Consider the following 16213-nt stretch of genomic DNA (forward strand, 5'->3'; position numbering starts at 1 on the left):
AGGAGTCTGGGCCGTGTCTCAGTCCCAGTGTGGCCGGTCGCCCTCTCAGGCCGGCTACCCGTCGTCGCCTTGGTGAGCCACTACCTCACCAACAAGCTGATAGGCCGCGGGCTCATCCTTCACCGCCGGAGCTTTTAACCCTCACAGATGCCTGCAAGAGTGTTATCCGGTATTAGACCCCGTTTCCAGGGCTTGTCCCAGAGTGAAGGGCAGATTGCCCACGTGTTACTCACCCGTTCGCCACTAATCCCCACCGAAGTGGTTCATCGTTCGACTTGCATGTGTTAAGCACGCCGCCAGCGTTCGTCCTGAGCCAGGATCAAACTCTCCGTGAATGTTTTCCCGTAATCGGGACGACACCACGAGAGCGGAACGATCGGAGGAATGATCCGACCGTTCACAGCGTCCTCGCTGTGTTATTTCTTCAAAGGAACCACGTCCCAGCCGATGTCGGCCGGAGACGGGGTATCAACATATCTGGCGTTGACTTTTGGCACGCTGTTGAGTTCTCAAGGAACGGTCGCTTCCTTTGTACTCACCCTCTCGGGCTTTCCTCCGGGCTTCCCTTCGGTCTTGCGTTTCGACTCTATCAGATCTTTTCTCGATCCGATTTCCTCGGTGCTTTCCAGGTTTCCGCTCTCGCGTTTCCCTTTCCGGCGTTTCCGACTCTATCAGATCCTTTCGGCGTCTGATTCCCAGTCAGCGGGAGTTGTCTTCCCGGCCGTTGGCCGTTCCGACGTCCCAAACCTTAGCGGATCCGCTCGGCGATTCCCAATCGGGGCCGCCGATCCCTATTCGAATTGAATTCGGGCACGCCGAAAACAATCCGTCAGGAGATCGTGCTGTGGTTTGAGGTGCCGCTCAAGGCGGCGGAGGTGCTGCCGGAGAACCGTTCCGGCTCGGCGGCAACCCGAAGAACTCTACGGATCAGCCAGGGGCGTGTCAAGCACCCCCTGTCAAGATCTTTTAGTTCAGGTCGGTGAGCCGGCCACCGGCGTCGGGCTGAGCGTGCTCCACGCGGCGCAGCAGCCTGGTGAGGACCTCGCCGAGGACGGCCCGCTCCGCCGGTGAGAGGTCCTGGAGCAGGTCCTCCTCGAAGACGGAGGCGAGGCGCATGGCCTCCAGCCACTTCTCACGGCCCTCGGGAGTCAGCTCGACGATCACCCGGACGCGGTTGTTCTCGTCCCTCTCCCGGGTGACGAGCCCTTCGGCGACCATCCGGTCGATGCGGTGGGTCATGGCGGCCGGAGTGAGGCCGAGGCGCTTGGCCAGATCGCTGGGACCCAGGCGGTAGGGGGCACCGGAGAGGACGAGGGCCTTCAGGACCTCCCACTCCGCGTTGCTGATGCCGAGGGCGGCGGTCTGACGGCCGTAGGCGACGTTCATCCGGCGGTTGAGCCGGGACAGCGCCGAGACGACCTGCTCGACCTGCGGGTCGAGGTCCTGGAACTCGCGCTGGTAGGCGGCGATCTGCTCGTCGAGTGTCGGCTCGCCGGCGCCGGGGGTGTCGGCCATGCGTCGAAGTATCGCACGGACGCGCTTGGCGTTGAAGTCCTTCGAGATGTACTCTTTAGCATCGAACTTTAGCTTCAAAGTCTTCAGACTTCAGCAGTCCGGGACTTGACTACCTGAGAGAGGTGAACGTGACCAGGGCGATGGGCGCAGCGATGCGCCGGATCCACGTGGGCAACGCACTCAGCGCGTTCGGGCTCGGCTTCACCGTCCCCTACCTGTACGTCTATGTGGCGCAGGTGCGGGGACTGGGTGCCATGACGGCGGGGCTCGTGCTCGCCGTCTTCGCCGTGGCCGCGCTGATGGTCCTGCCGCTGGCCGGCCGGGCGATCGTGCGACGCGGCCCACTGCCGGTCCTGGTCGCCGCCCTGGTCACGGCGGCGGTCGGGGCGCTGAGCCTGGGCCTGGCGGGGAACGCACCGGCCGTACTGGGCGCCGCCGCGCTGCTCGGGGCCGGGCAGGCCGTGATGCAGCCGGCGCTGGCGACGATGATCGTGGACTGCTCGTCGGCCGAGACCCGCTCGCGGGCCTTCGCGACCCAGTTCTTCCTGCAGAACCTCGGCCTTGGCGTCGGTGGTCTCATCGGCGGTCACCTCGTCGACACGACCCGGGTCTCGTCCTTCACGCTCCTCTTCGCGATCGAGGCGGCGATGTTCCTGCTGCTGGTCGTGGTGATGTCGACGGTGCGTACGCCGCACTCGCCGCGGATCGCGGACGCTCCGGCCTCCGCCGCGAAGGGCAAGGGCAGCTGGAAGCAGCTGCTGGAGAACCGGGCGATGGTGCAGCTGTCCGTGCTGGGATTCGTGCTGTTCTTCGCGTGCTACGGACAGTTCGAGTCCGGGCTGAGCGCGTACGGCGTCGAGGCGGCGGGGATATCGACGTCCGCGCTGGGGACCGCGCTGGCCGCGAACACGCTGATGATCGTCGTCGCGCAGTTCGCCGTGCTCAGGTTCGTGGAGCGTCGGCGGCGGTCGCGGGTGATCGCCGGGGTCGGACTGATCTGGGCCGTGGCATGGGTCGTGGCCGGGTACGCGGGGCTGGGCCATGGCAGCCAGGAGATGGCGACGGCCGCGTTCGTGTCGACGTACGCGCTGTTCGGGCTGGGGGAGGCGATGCTGTCGCCGACGGTCGCCCCGCTGGTGGCCGACCTCGCGCCGTCCGGGATGGCCGGCCAGTACAACTCGGCGTTCGCCCTGGTGAAGCAGCTGGCGCTGGCGGTCGGCCCGGCGGTGGGCGGCCCGCTGGCGGCCTCGCTGCCGGCTCCGTACATCGTGACGTTCCTGCTGTTCTCACTGGGCATCAGCGTCCTGGCGATACGCCTCGGAAAGCGGCTGACCACAGCCCAGGACCAGCCCTGGCTCGCCAGGACCAAGGTCGTGGCACGAGGCGGCGCGACAACGGAGTCCGTCTCCGCGTAGTGGGGGCGAGCGCTGGGGCCGACACTCACCGGCGCTCGCCCAGTACGCCCGCGCCCTCCCGTGCCGCCTGGAGGTCCCCCCAGGTCTTTGGGCTCTGGGGGGAGGCACGACTGCCCGCGCGGCTTTACGAGAAACGGCCGGTGCGGCGCCCCGCCAGGGGCGCGAGGAACTGCGCGATCAGCCACGAACCACCCGCGGCCGGGACACAGGAGCCGCACCCCTACGGCGCTATCCCTTCGGCAGGAGGAACTCGCACCACACGGCCTTTCCGCCGCCGGGGGTCCTTCTCGCCCCCCACCCGGACGCGATCGTCGCCACGATGTCGATCCCACGGCCCGACTCGTCCCCCGGTTCCGCGCGTCTGCGCCGCGGCAGGTGGTCGTCGCCGTCGGTCACCTCGATGATCAGCCGGCGGTCGGTGCGGCGGAGCCGCAGCCGCATGGGCGGGGTGCCGTGCTGGAGGGAGTTGGCGACCAGCTCGCTCGTGGCGAGGACGCCCAGGTCGTGGAGGTCGGCCGGGAAGCGCCAGCTGGTCAGCACGCCGGAGGCGAACGCCCGCGCGCGGGGCGCCGCCTCGATGCCGCCGAGGAGCTCCAGCGCGGCGTTGCGGAACAGCTCGCCGTCCGGGCCGGTGCGGGCCGGGTGCTGGAGGACCAGCACGGCGACGTCGTCGTAGTGGTCGGCCGTGACGCCGGCGGAGCGGACCAGGCGGTCGCAGACGACCTGCGGGGTGCCGGTCGCTCCCGAGAGCGCGCGTTCCAGGGCCGCGATGCCCTCGTCCAGGTCCTCGTCACGGCGTTCCACCAGGCCGTCCGTGTAGAGGACGGCCGTGGAGCCGGGTCCCAGCGGTACCGAGCCCGAGGCGTGGATCCAGCCGCCGGTGCCGAGCGGCGGTCCCGTCGGCTCGTCGGTGCGCAGCACGGTGCCGTTCTCGTCGCGGACCAGGATCGGCAGGTGGCCGGCGGAGGCGTACACCAGCCGGCCCTCGTTCGGGTCGTGGACGGCGTAGACGCAGGTGGCGATCTGGTTGGGGTCGATCTCGGCGGCGAGGCCGTCGAGGAGCTGGAGGACCTCGTGCGGGGGGAGGTCCAGGCGGGCGTAGGCGCGGACCGCCGTACGGAGCTGGCCCATGACGGCCGCCGCGCGGACGCCGCGGCCCATGACGTCGCCGATGACGAGGGCCGTGCGGCCGCCGCCGAGGGTGATCACGTCGTACCAGTCACCGCCGACCGCGGCTTCGGTGCCGCCGGGCTGGTAGGTGGCGGCGATACGCAGGTCGTCCGGTTGTTCGAGTTCCTGCGGGAGCAGGCTGCGCTGGAGGGTGACCGCCGTCTCGCGCTGGCGGCGTTCGCTCGCGCGCAGCCGCTCCGCCGCTTCCGCGTGGTCGGTGACGTCGGTGGCGAAGAGCAGGACGCCGCCGTCGCGGTCGCCGCTCTCGACTACGGGAGTGCAGGTGAAGGTGTAGGTGCGGCCGTCGAGCGCCTTGCGGGACTTGAGCGTGCGGGGCTTGCCGCTGCGGAGCACCTGGTCGAGGAGCGGGAGGAGACCCAGCTCGGCGAGTTCGGGCAGGGATTCGCGCGCCGGGGTGCCCACGGGTCGGACGCCGAATGCCGTCGTATAGGCGTCGTTGACGTAGGCGATGTGGTGGTCGGGGCCGTGGACGAGGGCGACCAGGGCCGGCACGTGGTCCAGGACGTCGCGGGCGGGCAGTTCGTCGACGGCGGGAACACAGGGCGGGTCGTCGGTCAGTTGTTCGGCGCGGGCAGCCGGCACGGAGCCTTCTCCCCGTCGGTCCGTAGGGACCGTGTGCTCGGTCCGCGCTGCGGCGCGGCGCTGCGTTCCGGGGAGCCGGGCGCTCCAGCGCGTGAAGTTCACGAATCCTTGCCTCGTGTCGTCGTCTCCGGCCGGCTAACGGGAGCGGCCGGGGAGTCCGGGGGAGGTCCCCCGGTGCAGTTCTGGGGAGAAGCCTTGTGCTCGGTCGCAGGGCAGTCTGGCAGGGTGGCCGTGGGCGGCGACATTCGTCAGACGCCGGGGCGGGCCGTGGAGTTCCTGAGTTCCGTCAGGACGACCCGTTCGAGTCGCCGGAGGGACTGTGAGGAGGCTTTCCACCGGCCGCGAGTTCGAACTCCGCTCGGGGATGTTCGAGTGATCCGAGCGAGACGATCTCCCGTTTGAAGAGCCCGGAGAGGGTCCATTCGGCGAGCACGCGGGCCTTGCGGTTGAAGGTGGGCACCCGGCTCAGGTGGTAGACGCGGTGCATGAACCAGGCAGGGTAGCCCTTCAGCTTGCGTCCGTAGACCTGGGCGACGCCCTTGTGCAGGCCGAGGGAGGCGACCGAGCCGACGTAGGCGTGCTCGTAGGTGTCGAGGGGTTCGCCGCGCAGGGAGTGCACGATGTTGTCGCCGAGGACCTTGGCCTGGCGGACCGCGTGCTGGGCGTTGGGGGCGGTCTCGGTTCCGGGTTCGGGGGCGGTGACGTCGGGGACGGCGGCGGCGTCGCCCGCGGCCCACGCGTGGTCGACGCCGTCGACGGTCAGCTCGGCGGTGCACTTCAGCCGCCCGCGCGCGGTGAGCGGAAGGTCGGTGGCGGCGAGCAGGGGGTGCGGTTTGACGCCGGCCGTCCAGACGAGGGTGCGGGTCGGGAAGCGCTGGCCGTCGCTGAGGACGGCGACGCGGTCGACGCAGGATTCGAGCCGGGTGCCGAGCAGTACCTGGATGTTGCGGCCGCGCAGTTCGGTGACGGTGTAGCGGCCGAGTTCGTGGCCGACCTCGGGGAGGATCCGGTCGGTGGCCTCGACGAGGATCCACTTCATGTCCTCGGGCCGGATGTTGTGGTAGTACCGCGCGGTGTAGCGGGCCATGTCCTCCAGTTCGCCGAGGGCCTCCACGCCCGCGTAGCCGCCGCCGACGAAGACGAAGGTGAGGGCGGCGTCGCGGATCGCGGGGTCGCGGGTGGAGGAGGCGATGTCCATCTGCTCGATGACGTGGTTGCGCAGCCCGATGGCCTCCTCGACGGTCTTGAAGCCGATGCCGTGCTCGGCGAGACCCGGGACGGGCAGGGTGCGGGCGATCGAGCCGGGCGCGAGGACCAGTTCGTCGTACTCCAGGAAAGTGGCGCCTTTTCGCTCCTCGGCGGTGGCGAGCGTGGTGACGGCGGCGGTCCGCTTGGCGTGTTCCACGGCAGTCACCTCGCCGATGACGACATGGCACCGGTCCAGGACGCGCCGCAGGGGTACGACGACGTGACGAGGGGAAATCGAACCTGCGGCCGCCTCCGGCAGGAACGGCTGGTACGTCATGTAGGGATCAGGCGCGACGACAGTGATGTCGACCTCGCCCCGGCTGAGCTCCCGCTTCAGTCTCCGTTGCAGCCGCAGGGCCGTGTACATCCCGACGTAGCCGCCGCCGACAACGAGAATGCGCGCACGTTCCTTCACCATCCCATGACGCACCCGTGACTCTTGTTTGTCCACAGCCCCGACAATTTGTGTGACCGGCGGGCGGCCGCGCGGGGCGTCGGGAGTATGGTCAGGACCGGACGAAAGGGGCCAGGTCAGCGGGGGCGGGCGCGGGGACGCGAAGGCGCCGAATCGGGGCGTAGGCGACTCGTACTCCGATCGGGGGGCGCACCGTGCGGAACGTCCCCCTTCTGAATTGACAGTCTCTCAACTATGTTCGTGTGTCGACGGGGTGTAGGGGATGTGGTCGAACGGCCCGCGACGGGCGGTCCGCCCGGCCGACGGTCCATGGATCGGTCATGGTCCGGTTGTCGGTCGGTCATGGACCGGCGTCAGTTCCACTCGCTCCGGCTATCAGTGGCGGGGAGAGTCTCCGGGGGGAGACGTCATTAACCGGGGGAACACAGATGCACATTCAGGACACACATTGGTCAACGGCTTCCGCCCTCGCACCGGGCGGCGGAGCGGTGGGCGCGGCGGCGGGCAACGGACGCGGTGACGGGCCGCGTACGACGCCGCTGCGGGTGGACGCACAGCGCAATCTGGAGCACGTGCTGCGGGCGGCCCGCGAGGTCTTCGGTGAACTCGGGTACGGCGCGCCGATGGAGGACGTGGCGCGGCGGGCCCGGGTCGGCGTCGGCACGGTGTACCGGCGGTTCCCGAGCAAGGACGTGCTGGTACGGCGAATAGCCGAGGAGGAGACCTCCCGGCTGACCGACCAGGCGCGGGCCGCGCTCGGTCAGGAGGACGAGCCGTGGTCGGCGCTGTCGCGCTTCCTGCGCACGTCGGTGGCGTCGGGCGCGGGGCGGCTGCTGCCGCCGCAGGTGCTGCGGGTCGGCGTCCCTGAGGAGGTCGGCGCCCCGGGTGCCGGCGCCGAGGGGGCCCGGGTGCCGCAGCAGCGCACCCAGCCGGGGGCCGGTGAGTTGCGGCTGGTGGCCGAGGAACCGGTGGCCGACGCCGACGACGCGGGGGCGGCCGCGCTGCTCGAGGTGGTGGGGCGGCTGGTGGACCGGGCGCGGGCGGCGGGCGAACTCCGGCCGGACGTCTCGGTCTCCGACGTGCTGCTGGTGATCGCCACGGCGGCGCCGTCGCTGCCGGATCCCGCGCAGCAGGCGGCGGCTTCGTCCCGGTTGCTGGACATCCTGCTGGAGGGGCTGCGGTCGCGGCCCTGACGGTGCGCGGTGGCGGCGGTGGCCGCACAGCGGTCGCCGCCGCGCTCCCTCTGCGAGGCACGACAGTTGATGCTTCCCCGAACGGGTGATCATCAGTGCGGCGCATTGACAAGTGCGCTCGGACGAGTGGTCCGTCCGTCTCCCGGGGCCGGAACAGGGGCCTCTGTGGGAGTCTGACCCGGTGATTCGGTCGGTTCGCGCAGGCATCGGGGGCGTCCGCAGTGAGCGTTGACGGATGGGACGAGTCCTCCGTCGGGGACGGGACGGCCTCGCCGCAGGTGCCGAGCCAGGGCGGACGTGCCGATGTGCCGCACCCGGCCGGCCCTCGCCCGGCCGGCCCTCTCCCGGGCGTGCCGCACCCGGGCCCCCCGCCGGAGGGGAACGTTCCGGCACAGCGCGGCGGCAGCGTGCTGCCGCCGCCCCGGGAACTGCCGCCCGCCGACAGCCAGCTGATCGAACGCATGCGGGGCGGCGAAGACTCGGCGTACGAGGAGCTGTACCGGCGGCACGCCGACGCGGTACGGCGGTACGCGCGCGGCTGCTGCCGGGACGCGCACACCGCCGACGACCTGACCGCCGAGGTGTTCGCCCGGATGCTCCAGGCCGTGCGCGGCGGTCACGGCCCCGAGCACGCGGTACGCGCGTATCTGCTCACCTCCGTACGGCGGGTGGCGGCGCAGTGGGTCAGGTCGGCCCGGCGCGAGCAGCTGGTCGACGACTTCGCGGTGTTCGCGGCCCAGGCCGCGCACGGCTCCGAGGCGGCCGACGGCGACACCCTCGGCCTCGGGGCCGACGTCCGCGCGATGCACGAGGCCGAGCAGTCCATGGCGATGCGGGCCTTCCGTTCGCTGCCCGAGCGCTGGCAGGCCGTGCTCTGGCACACCGAGGTCGAGGACGAGTCGCCGAGCGAGGTGGCCACCCTCTTCGGGCTCGACGCCAACGGGACCCGGGTGCTCGCCAGCCGGGCCCGCGAGGGCCTGAAGCAGGCCTACCTCCAGGCCCACGTCAGCGCCTCCCTCATCGACGACGAGGCGTGCGCCCGCTACGCCGACCAGCTCGGCGGCTACGCCCGCGGGAAGCTGCGTATCCGCGCGGAGCGGGGGCTGCGCAAGCATCTGGAGGAGTGCGCCAAGTGCCGGCTGGCCGCCGCCCAGATCGAGGAGGTCGCCGCCGGTATCCCGGCCGTCGTACCGGTCGCGGTCATCGGCTGGTTCGGGGCCGCCGGGTACGCCAAGGCACTCGCGATCGTCGCGGGCGGCACCGGGGCCGGGGCGGCGGGCGCGGCCGCCGCGACGGGCGGCTCGTCCGGCGGCGGGGCGGGCGGCGGGGCCGCCGCCGAGGGGCTGGGGGCGCCGGTGAAGGCCGGTGTCGCCGCCGGCGTGGTCGCCGCGGCGATCGCCGCCGTGGCCCTCGCCCTGGCGAACGACAGCCACCCGGCGAAGGAGCTCGCGAGACCCACCCCGTCCCGACCGGCCGTCCAGCCGGAGACACCGGCCCCGGTCCCGTCGAGGAAGCAGCCGGCGCCCGAGCCGGTGGTCCTCGCCCCCGAGCCGGCCCCGACCCCGACCCCGACCCCGACACCTACGCCTTCCCCGCCCCCGGCCGCCAAGCCCACGCCGCGCCCGAAGCCGAGCCCGAGCCCGACCCCCACCCCGGCGCAGACGCCCAGCCCGGAACCGACGCCCGCACCCACGCCACCGCCCGCCCCGGTCGCCTACCAGCTGAGCGAGCTGCGTTTCGACGTCACCGGCGACGGCACCCGGCCCGAGATCCGGCTCGGCGAGAGCAGCTGGGTGTGGCAGCGCTACGGCGTGACGGTCGCCGACAAGGAGTACGAGCCGGGTGTCACCGTGCACGGCCGGTCCTCCGTCACCGTCGACCTCAACCGGCAGTGCACCGCCTACGACGCGATGGCCGGGGTCGACGACATGACCCTCGGCCTCGGCCGGGTCTCCTTCGCCGTCTACGCGGACGGGGTACGGCTGTGGCGGTCCGCGGTGGTCGAGGGCGGACAGGCCGCCGTACCCGTCCATGTGGACCTCACGGGGCGCAGGACCGTGCGTCTGGTGGTCGAGCCGGAGAACGGCGCCTTCGACACACTGGCGCTCGCCGACTGGGCCGCGTCGAAGTTCAGCTGCCGGTAGCCGTCGGAGCCCTGCCCAGCTCGCTCAGGGCGTCCTCCGTGGTGAGGGACGCGCCGCGGGAGCGCTCGGCCGTGTAGCGCGGCGGGGGCAGCACCGCGCGGGCGGCCACGTCGACCTCCTCGGCGCGGATGCGCTCCGGTTCGGGCCGGGGGCATCCGTCACGCCAGTGGTCGGCGGCCGCGTACAGCCGTACCGCGCCCGCCAGGTCGCCGAGCCGGGCCAGCAGGTCGGCGCCGATGTCCGCGAGCGCCGCCGTGATGCCCTCGGCGCACCGCTGCTCCACCGCCTCGCGCAGCGCGTCGGCCACGATCGGCAGGCCCCGTGCCGGGCCGTGCTCCACGGCCACGAGCAGCGCCTCGACCCCGTGGAACGCCGCCAGGAACTGCGGGGGCGGGGTGCCGCCGGCCGTGGCCGCACGGGCGGCCTCGTAGGACTCGCGGGCCCGGACGACATCCCCCTCCTGGTAAGCGAGGCTCGCCCGCAGCAGCGCCACGTAGGCCTTCGTCTCCGCCACCCCGTACCGCTCGGAGGCGTCGTCCGCACGGTCCAGGACGGCCCGGGCGCCCGCCCGGTCACCGGACCGGAGGGAGATCTCGGCGAGCCGCGCGAGCAGGAACGGCGTCTCGGCGTACGCGCCCACCTCGTGGGCGAGCCGCAGCCCCTCCTCGTACTCGCCCGTCGCCCGGTCGTACCTGCCCCGTGCCATGTCCGCCTCGCCGGCCGCGCTGCACACCTGGGCCCGCATCCAGCGGTCCCCGACCCGCCGGCTGAGGACCCGCAGCTCGGCCAGGTCCTCGTCGACACCCCGCAGGTTGCCCGGCGAGTCGACCCGGACGTGGGTGCGGTACATCAGCGTGACACCGACCTCCCAGGCCCCGCCGTGCACCCGGCAGTTGGCGACGACGGCGGCCATGTCGGGACCGATGTCCGCCGGGCCGCCCAGGAACCAGGCGGTCAGCGGCCAGATGAGGCCCGGCAGCCGCGCGGCGGACGGACCACCGCCCTCGTAGGCGGCGCGTACCCGGGCGAGGTACGGCCGGACCCGGGTGTCCGACAGCATGTCCGAGGGGTCGGCCTCGGACATCAGGAAGAGGTCGTACAGCCGCAGGTCCATGCGCAGCTCGTGCAGCGGATGCGCGGCCGCCACCTCCTCGGAGACGGCCAGCAGCGCGCCGACCGGGTCGACCGTGGCGGCGAGCGCCCGCAGTTCGTCCGGCCCGGCGCCCTCGGGCAGGGTGTCCCGGGCGATGCCCAGGCGCAGCACCGCACGCACCGAGGCCATCGCCTCCTGGCGGTAATTGCGCAGCCACCAGAACCAGCAGACGGCCATCACGATCGCGCCCGCCTGTATCTCGTCGCCCGCGTGCACCGCGCGGTCGAGGGCGGCACGGATGTTGTCCAGGTCGGTCTCCAGACGGCGGATCCACGGCAGTTGCTCCCCGGACCGCAGCTTCGGCTCCGCCTCCTCCACCAAGGCGCGCACCCACGCCCGGTGCCGCAGCTCCGCCGCGGCACGCAGCGCGGGGGTCTCGGCCGCCCGCTCCACGGCGTACTCGTGGATGGTCTCCAGCATGCGGTAGCGCATGCCGCCGGTGCCCTCCGGTGCCTCCGGGGCGGCCACGATCAGGGACTTGTCGACGAGCGCGCCGATCAGGTCGGCCGCGGGGCCCGTGCACACGGCCTCCGCCGCCGCCAGGTCCCAGCCGCCGGCGAAGACGGACACCTCGCGCAGGACCGTCCGCTCCCGCTCGTCGAGCAGGTCCCAGGACCAGTCGACGACCGCGCGCAGGGTCTGCTGGCGGGGCAGGACCGTCCGGCTGCCGGAGGTGAGCAGGCGGAAACGGTCGTCGAGCCGGTCGGCGATCTGCCGGGGCGTCAGCAGGCGCAGCCGGGCCGCCGCGAGCTCGATCGCCAGCGGCAGTCCGTCCAGACGGCGGCAGATCTCGTCGACCGCCGCCGCGTCGGCCGGCGGTACGGCGGCGTCGGGGCGGACGGTGGCGGCACGCTCCTCGAAGAGGCGGTGCGCCTGCTCGGGGGCGAGGGGCTCGACCGGGCGGACCGACTCGCCCGGGACGCCCAGGGGTTCACGGCTGGTGGCGAGGATCGTGAGCCCCGGACAGCGGGTGAGCAGGGTCTCGGCCAGGGCCGCCGCCGCTTCGATGACATGTTCGCAGTTGTCAAGGATCAGGAGTTGGCTGCGCCGTGCGCAGTACTCGACGAGCAGGGCCGTGGGGTCGGCCTGCGGGGCCGCCAGCTCGTTGGTCCTGAGCACGGTCTCGCGCAGGCCGAGCGCGCTGACCACCGCGCCCGGCACCGCCTCCGGCCGGTCGAGCGGAGCGAGCTCGACCAGCCATGCCTGCGGGAGCCCGGCGGCGGCCTCCTCGGCGAGACGGGTCTTTCCGGAGCCGCCCGGTCCGGTGAGGGTGACGAGGCGGGCCCTGTGCAATTCGGAACGAACGGCTTCGAGCTCGGGTTCCCGGCCCACGAAAGAGGTAAGACGTGGACGGAGGTTGCCGGTGCGGGGCGGGGGCGCGGCGAGCGGCGCGGATTCCGGTGTCAGCAACGACTCGTGCAGGGCCCGCAGTTCCGGTCCGGGGTCGGTGCCGAGGCCGTCGGCGAGGGCGCGGCGGGCGGTCTCGTACGCGGCGAGGGCCTCCGCCGGGCGGCCGCTGTCGCGCAGGGCACGGATCAGGAGGGCGTGCAGCGGTTCGTCGTACGGGTGGGCACCGGTGAGTTCGGTCAGCTCCGGTACGACGTCGGGGGCGCGGCCGAGACGGAGGGCGGCGTCGGCGCGGGCGCGGGTGGCCTCCATGCGGAGCGCCTCCGGGCGGGCGGCGGCCGTCGCGCGGTCCGGCAGGTCGGCGAGGGCGGGGCCGTGCCACAGGGCGAGGGCCTCGGTGAGGACGCGGTGGGCGGTCGCCGGGTCGCCGCCGGCCAGGGCTTCGGTGCCTTCGCGGACCCGGCGCTCGAAGACGTGCAGGTCGACGTCGTCCTCGGCGGCGGCCAGCCGGTAGCCGCCGGGGGTGGAGATGACGCTGTCCTTGCCGAGGGTCCTGCGGAGCCGGCCGACGAGGGCCTGGAGGGCGGCGGGGGCGTCCTGGGGCGGGGCGTCCTCCGCCGCCCAGATCTCCTCGACGAGGGTGTCGGGGGTGAGGGTACGGGCGGGGTTCAGGGCGAGGACGGTCAGCAGCGCGCGGAGGCGCGGGCCGCCGACGGATATGGGAGCGCCCTGGTCGTCGTCGACTTGGGCCACGCCCAGAATTCGGTACCGCACCGGCTCATTGTCACCGGACCGACCACCTGGGGCACGGAGTTTCGACCCCACCGCCTTTCGGCCGCCCCGGCTGAACGCTGGAGGGGAAGGCATGACTGCCCGCGGCCGTACGAGAATCGGCCGGTGCAGCGCCCCGTAAGGGGCGCGGGGAACTGCGCGACCAGCCCCCACCGGCCCACGCCCGAAATCCGACCCGCCCGTCCCGAATCCGAGAAACGGCCGACGCAAGCGCCCCGTAAGGGGCGCGGGGAACTGCGCGACCAGCCCCCACCGGCCCACGCCCGAAATCCGACCCGCCCGTCCCGAACACGAGAAACGGCCGACGCAAGCGCCCCGTAAGGGGCGCGGGGAACTGCGCGACCAGCCCCCACCGGCCCACGGCCGAAATCCGACGCACCCGTCCCGAACACGAGAAACGGCCGACGCAAACCGCCCCCGTAAGGGGCGCGGGGAACTGCGCGACCAGCCCCCACCGGCCCGCGGTCGAGATTCGGCGTGTCCGTCCTCCGCAAGCCGGGGTCTGGGGGCGGCAGCCCCCAGGGACAGCGGCCCACCTCGACAGGTCACGCTCCCGAGGCCAGCGCACCCCTCATCGGCCGGATGCCCGCCGGTACCGCGCGTGCCCGGGCCGGGGTGCCCGTCCAGCAGGTGCCCCGGCGGGACAGCAGCCGCCGTAGCCACAGCTCCAGGGAGACCAGGTCGGCCAGACCGTCCAGCGGCAGCGGTTCACCCGCCGCCGCCGCGCGCAGCGCCTTGCGGACCACCCTCGCCTCCACCAGCCCCGCCTGTGCCAGCAACGGCGTGGCGAAGAGGTCGATCAGGTCGTCGGCGGCCACGCGCAGCCCCGTACGGGTGGCGGCCGCCGAGGACGCGTGGGAGGGGGCGCCCCAGCCCGGCGGCAGGTCGGTGACGCCGGCACCCTCCAGGACCGTGCGGAGGATGGCCGCGCGGGCGCCCGGCTGGACGCGCAGCGCCTCGGGCAGGGCGCGGCAGGCGCGGACCACCTGGTTGTCGAGAAAAGGGGTGTGCAGACGCTGGGAGCGGATCTCGGCGGCCTGTTCCAGGACGCGGATGTCGGCCGCGTGCCGGGCCAGTGCCGCCCGCGCGCGGTAGTCTCCGGGACGCTGGCCCGGTCCGACGCCGGAGCGGTTCGCCGAGCCCTGGAGGAGAACCGATACTTCTGCCAGCGCCTCGCCTGTCAGCCAGCGCGCCGCGGGGCCGGGTCTCGCCCAGGTGAGCGCAGCGAGGGAGGCGCCGACCGCCCCGCCGGGGTCGTCGAAGCGGCGCCGCAGCAGGCGCTCCGCCAGGGACTCCACACCCGCGCGGTACGGCGTGCGCGCCAGTCTGCGCGCCGCGCTGTACACGCGCGCGGGGACCATCACCGAACCGTCGGCCTTGGCGAGGGCGGCCACCGGGCGCACCAGGTGGCGCCGCTTGCGGTCCATGAGCAGGTCGGCGAGGCGGGCCGGGTGCGCGTCCAGGACCTGGCGGGCCCCGTAGCCGGTGAAGTGGTCGGCGCTGCCCGCGGCGAGCCGGGCCCGGTGCCGGGCCGCGGAGATCAGGGACGGCCCCGGTTCGTCGGTGAGCGGGCCGTCCAGGTCGGCGTACGGGAGGATCTCCTCGCCGCCGGTCACCACCACGTGGTGCAGACGCGGGTTGGCCGCCAGGGTGCCCGCCCGTTCGAGTTCCGACTCGCGGCCGGCCACGGCGAGGTCGTTGAAGGTGACGGCGAGGAGACGTTCGCCGGCGCCCGTGCCGTGGCCGAGAACGGTGCCCGGCATGCCGGGCAGCCCGGCGGCGAGCAGCGCCAGCGTCCCCGAGGCCGGGCCGCCGGAGAGGTCCGCGCCGATGCCCGGGACCGGCATCCCGCGGGCCGCGCGCCGCTCGGCGGGACCCATTCCGGGCACCGGACCAGGGTCGATGTCCGGGACGTGCCGGGGTGCCGACAGCCGTGCGCGTACGGCTTCTACGAGTGCGTCCCGTACGGCGTCCACGGCGCTGTCGGGATCGGCGGAGGGGGCGGCGACGGCCAGCGAGGCGACCTGCTCGTAGCCGGCCACCTCGCGCGCCCCGGTGCGCAGGATCAGCGCATGGCCCGGCGGGATGCGCCGCACCCCCTCGTACGGGGTGGAGTCGTGCAGCGCGGCGGGCACGTCGGGGGCGGCGAGCAGCGCGGCGAGGTGGCCGTAGTCGAGGTTGGCCTCGATGAGGTCGGCGAGCGGCAGCGCGGCCGTCGCGTAGGCCGTTCCGCCTGCCCAGGGGCTGTAGAAGACCGGGCGGGCGCCCGCGAGGTCGCCGCAGACGGTGACCCGGCGGCCGACCTGGACGACGGCCGTGTAGCTGCCGGGCCAGGCGGTCAGGTGCCGGAGTGCGCCCCCGCGCGCCGTGAAGAGGCCGAGGCGCAGTTCCTCGTCGGTGGCGCCGCAGGTGCCGAGGACGGCGATGCGGTTCTGCGCGTCGGCCTTGATGACGCGTACCTCGTCGGGGCGCCAGTCGCCGACCGCCCAGAGCGGGTCGGGGTCGCCCCACAGGAGCATGGAGCCCACCGGGTGGACGGTCTCGCCGTCGTATCCCATGGCGCCGGCGGAGCCGATCGTGGCGGCACCGGAGGCGGTGCTGCTCCATCCCACCAACCACCGCATCGACGCCTCCACAGGCTGTGGACAACCATGCACGGTACGAACCGGGTCCCCATGCTGCCATGAAGGGCGCGCTTCGTAGCGCCGGTGGGGGTTCCTTTGATCCCGCGCGGACGGCGGGGAGTCGCGGCTGACGAGGGCCCGCGTCGATGCCTCGGAAGAGCCGAACCGCCGTACGGCACAAGGCGACTGCGACGCGAATGCGCCCCCCGTACGCTCCCCCAGAACGCCCTTCGCGCCCTCAATTCCCGTGGTAGGAGCGTTGATCGCCCGCGAAAGACGGGGTCGATTTTCGGCCAAATCGGCGAAGGCCGCGTGGGCTTGCGCACGCTCCGTACATGCTTTGCGCACCACACGCGCGCGTGCCCGGACACGCACAGTCCGGGAGGCGGGCATCGCCTCCCGGACCGGTCCGCCACCCGCGGGGATGAAGGTGGCGGTGTCCCCCAGCCCACTGGATCCAGTACAGCGGGCCGACCCACGCAGAACCATGGAATCGCTCCCCCCATGGCCGGAGAAGAGCGCACGGACGGGCGCACGGCCACACGGCGGGGGCACGTCGCGACGGGCCGTGCACGGTGCGTACATGGGCCGCAC

At 73.0% G+C, this 16213-nt stretch carries 8 protein-coding genes and 1 rRNA gene; 3 read left to right on the forward strand and 6 right to left on the reverse strand.

Features of this window, described 5'->3' with window-relative positions:
- Positions 1–335, reverse strand: a 16S ribosomal RNA gene (locus tag MB828_RS09215); the annotation flags it as partial.
- A gap of 631 nt (positions 336–966) precedes the next feature.
- Positions 967–1515 (reverse strand): MarR family winged helix-turn-helix transcriptional regulator, encoded by a 549-nt coding sequence (locus MB828_RS09220; protein ID WP_133023899.1) that lies wholly within the window; start codon positions 1513–1515, stop codon positions 967–969.
- A 122-nt stretch (positions 1516–1637) separates the two neighbouring features.
- Between MB828_RS09220 and MB828_RS09225 the strand changes: the two genes are divergently transcribed.
- Positions 1638–2930, forward strand: coding sequence for an MFS transporter (locus MB828_RS09225; RefSeq protein ID WP_301647757.1), 1293 nt, complete (start codon positions 1638–1640; stop codon positions 2928–2930).
- Between the two features lie 228 nt (positions 2931–3158).
- Here MB828_RS09225 and MB828_RS09230 read toward each other — a convergent pair whose 3' ends face one another.
- Positions 3159–4805, reverse strand: a complete 1647-nt coding sequence (locus MB828_RS09230) for an ATP-binding SpoIIE family protein phosphatase (protein ID WP_301647758.1) — start codon at positions 4803–4805, stop codon at positions 3159–3161.
- Between the two features lie 184 nt (positions 4806–4989).
- Positions 4990–6369 (reverse strand): NAD(P)/FAD-dependent oxidoreductase, encoded by a 1380-nt coding sequence (locus MB828_RS09235; protein ID WP_301647759.1) that lies wholly within the window; start codon positions 6367–6369, stop codon positions 4990–4992.
- 425 nt (positions 6370–6794) lie between these two features.
- On the opposite strand from MB828_RS09235, the gene MB828_RS09240 reads away from it, so the two are divergent.
- Both MB828_RS09240 and MB828_RS09245 read left to right on the forward strand, forming a co-directional pair.
- A complete protein-coding gene (locus tag MB828_RS09240; RefSeq protein WP_301647760.1) occupies positions 6795–7559 on the forward strand; it encodes a TetR/AcrR family transcriptional regulator in 765 nt (254 codons plus the stop codon).
- A 221-nt stretch (positions 7560–7780) separates the two neighbouring features.
- Entirely contained in the window at positions 7781–9703 is a 1923-nt protein-coding gene (locus MB828_RS09245; RefSeq protein WP_301647761.1) for a sigma-70 family RNA polymerase sigma factor, read from the forward strand.
- Here the strand turns inward: MB828_RS09245 and MB828_RS09250 are convergent.
- Positions 9690–12977 (reverse strand): BTAD domain-containing putative transcriptional regulator, encoded by a 3288-nt coding sequence (locus tag MB828_RS09250; RefSeq protein WP_301647762.1) that lies wholly within the window; start codon positions 12975–12977, stop codon positions 9690–9692. The two genes, MB828_RS09245 and MB828_RS09250, sit on opposite strands and share 14 nt — an antisense overlap.
- A 563-nt stretch (positions 12978–13540) precedes the next feature.
- The gene (locus MB828_RS09255; protein ID WP_301647763.1) at positions 13541–15619 is read right to left on the reverse strand and encodes an asparagine synthase-related protein; all 2079 of its coding nucleotides are present in this window, start codon (positions 15617–15619) and stop codon (positions 13541–13543) included.
- Positions 15620–16213 lie beyond the last annotated feature (594 nt).

Source organism: Streptomyces arenae, from assembly GCF_022343545.1.
GTDB classification, from domain to species: Bacteria; Actinomycetota; Actinomycetes; order Streptomycetales; family Streptomycetaceae; genus Streptomyces; species Streptomyces humi.

Bases quoted from the DNA above. Each gene is read 5' to 3' on its own strand.
- MB828_RS09220 (WP_133023899.1), bottom strand. From the start codon at position 1,515: ATGGCCGACACCCCCGGCGCCGGCGAGCCGACACTCGACGAGCAGATC.
- MB828_RS09235 (WP_301647759.1), bottom strand. From the start codon at position 6,369: ATGGTGAAGGAACGTGCGCGCATTCTCGTTGTCGGCGGCGGCTACGTC.
- MB828_RS09240 (WP_301647760.1), top strand. From the start codon at position 6,795: ATGCACATTCAGGACACACATTGGTCAACGGCTTCCGCCCTCGCACCG.
- MB828_RS09255 (WP_301647763.1), bottom strand. From the start codon at position 15,619: ATGCGGTGGTTGGTGGGATGGAGCAGCACCGCCTCCGGTGCCGCCACG.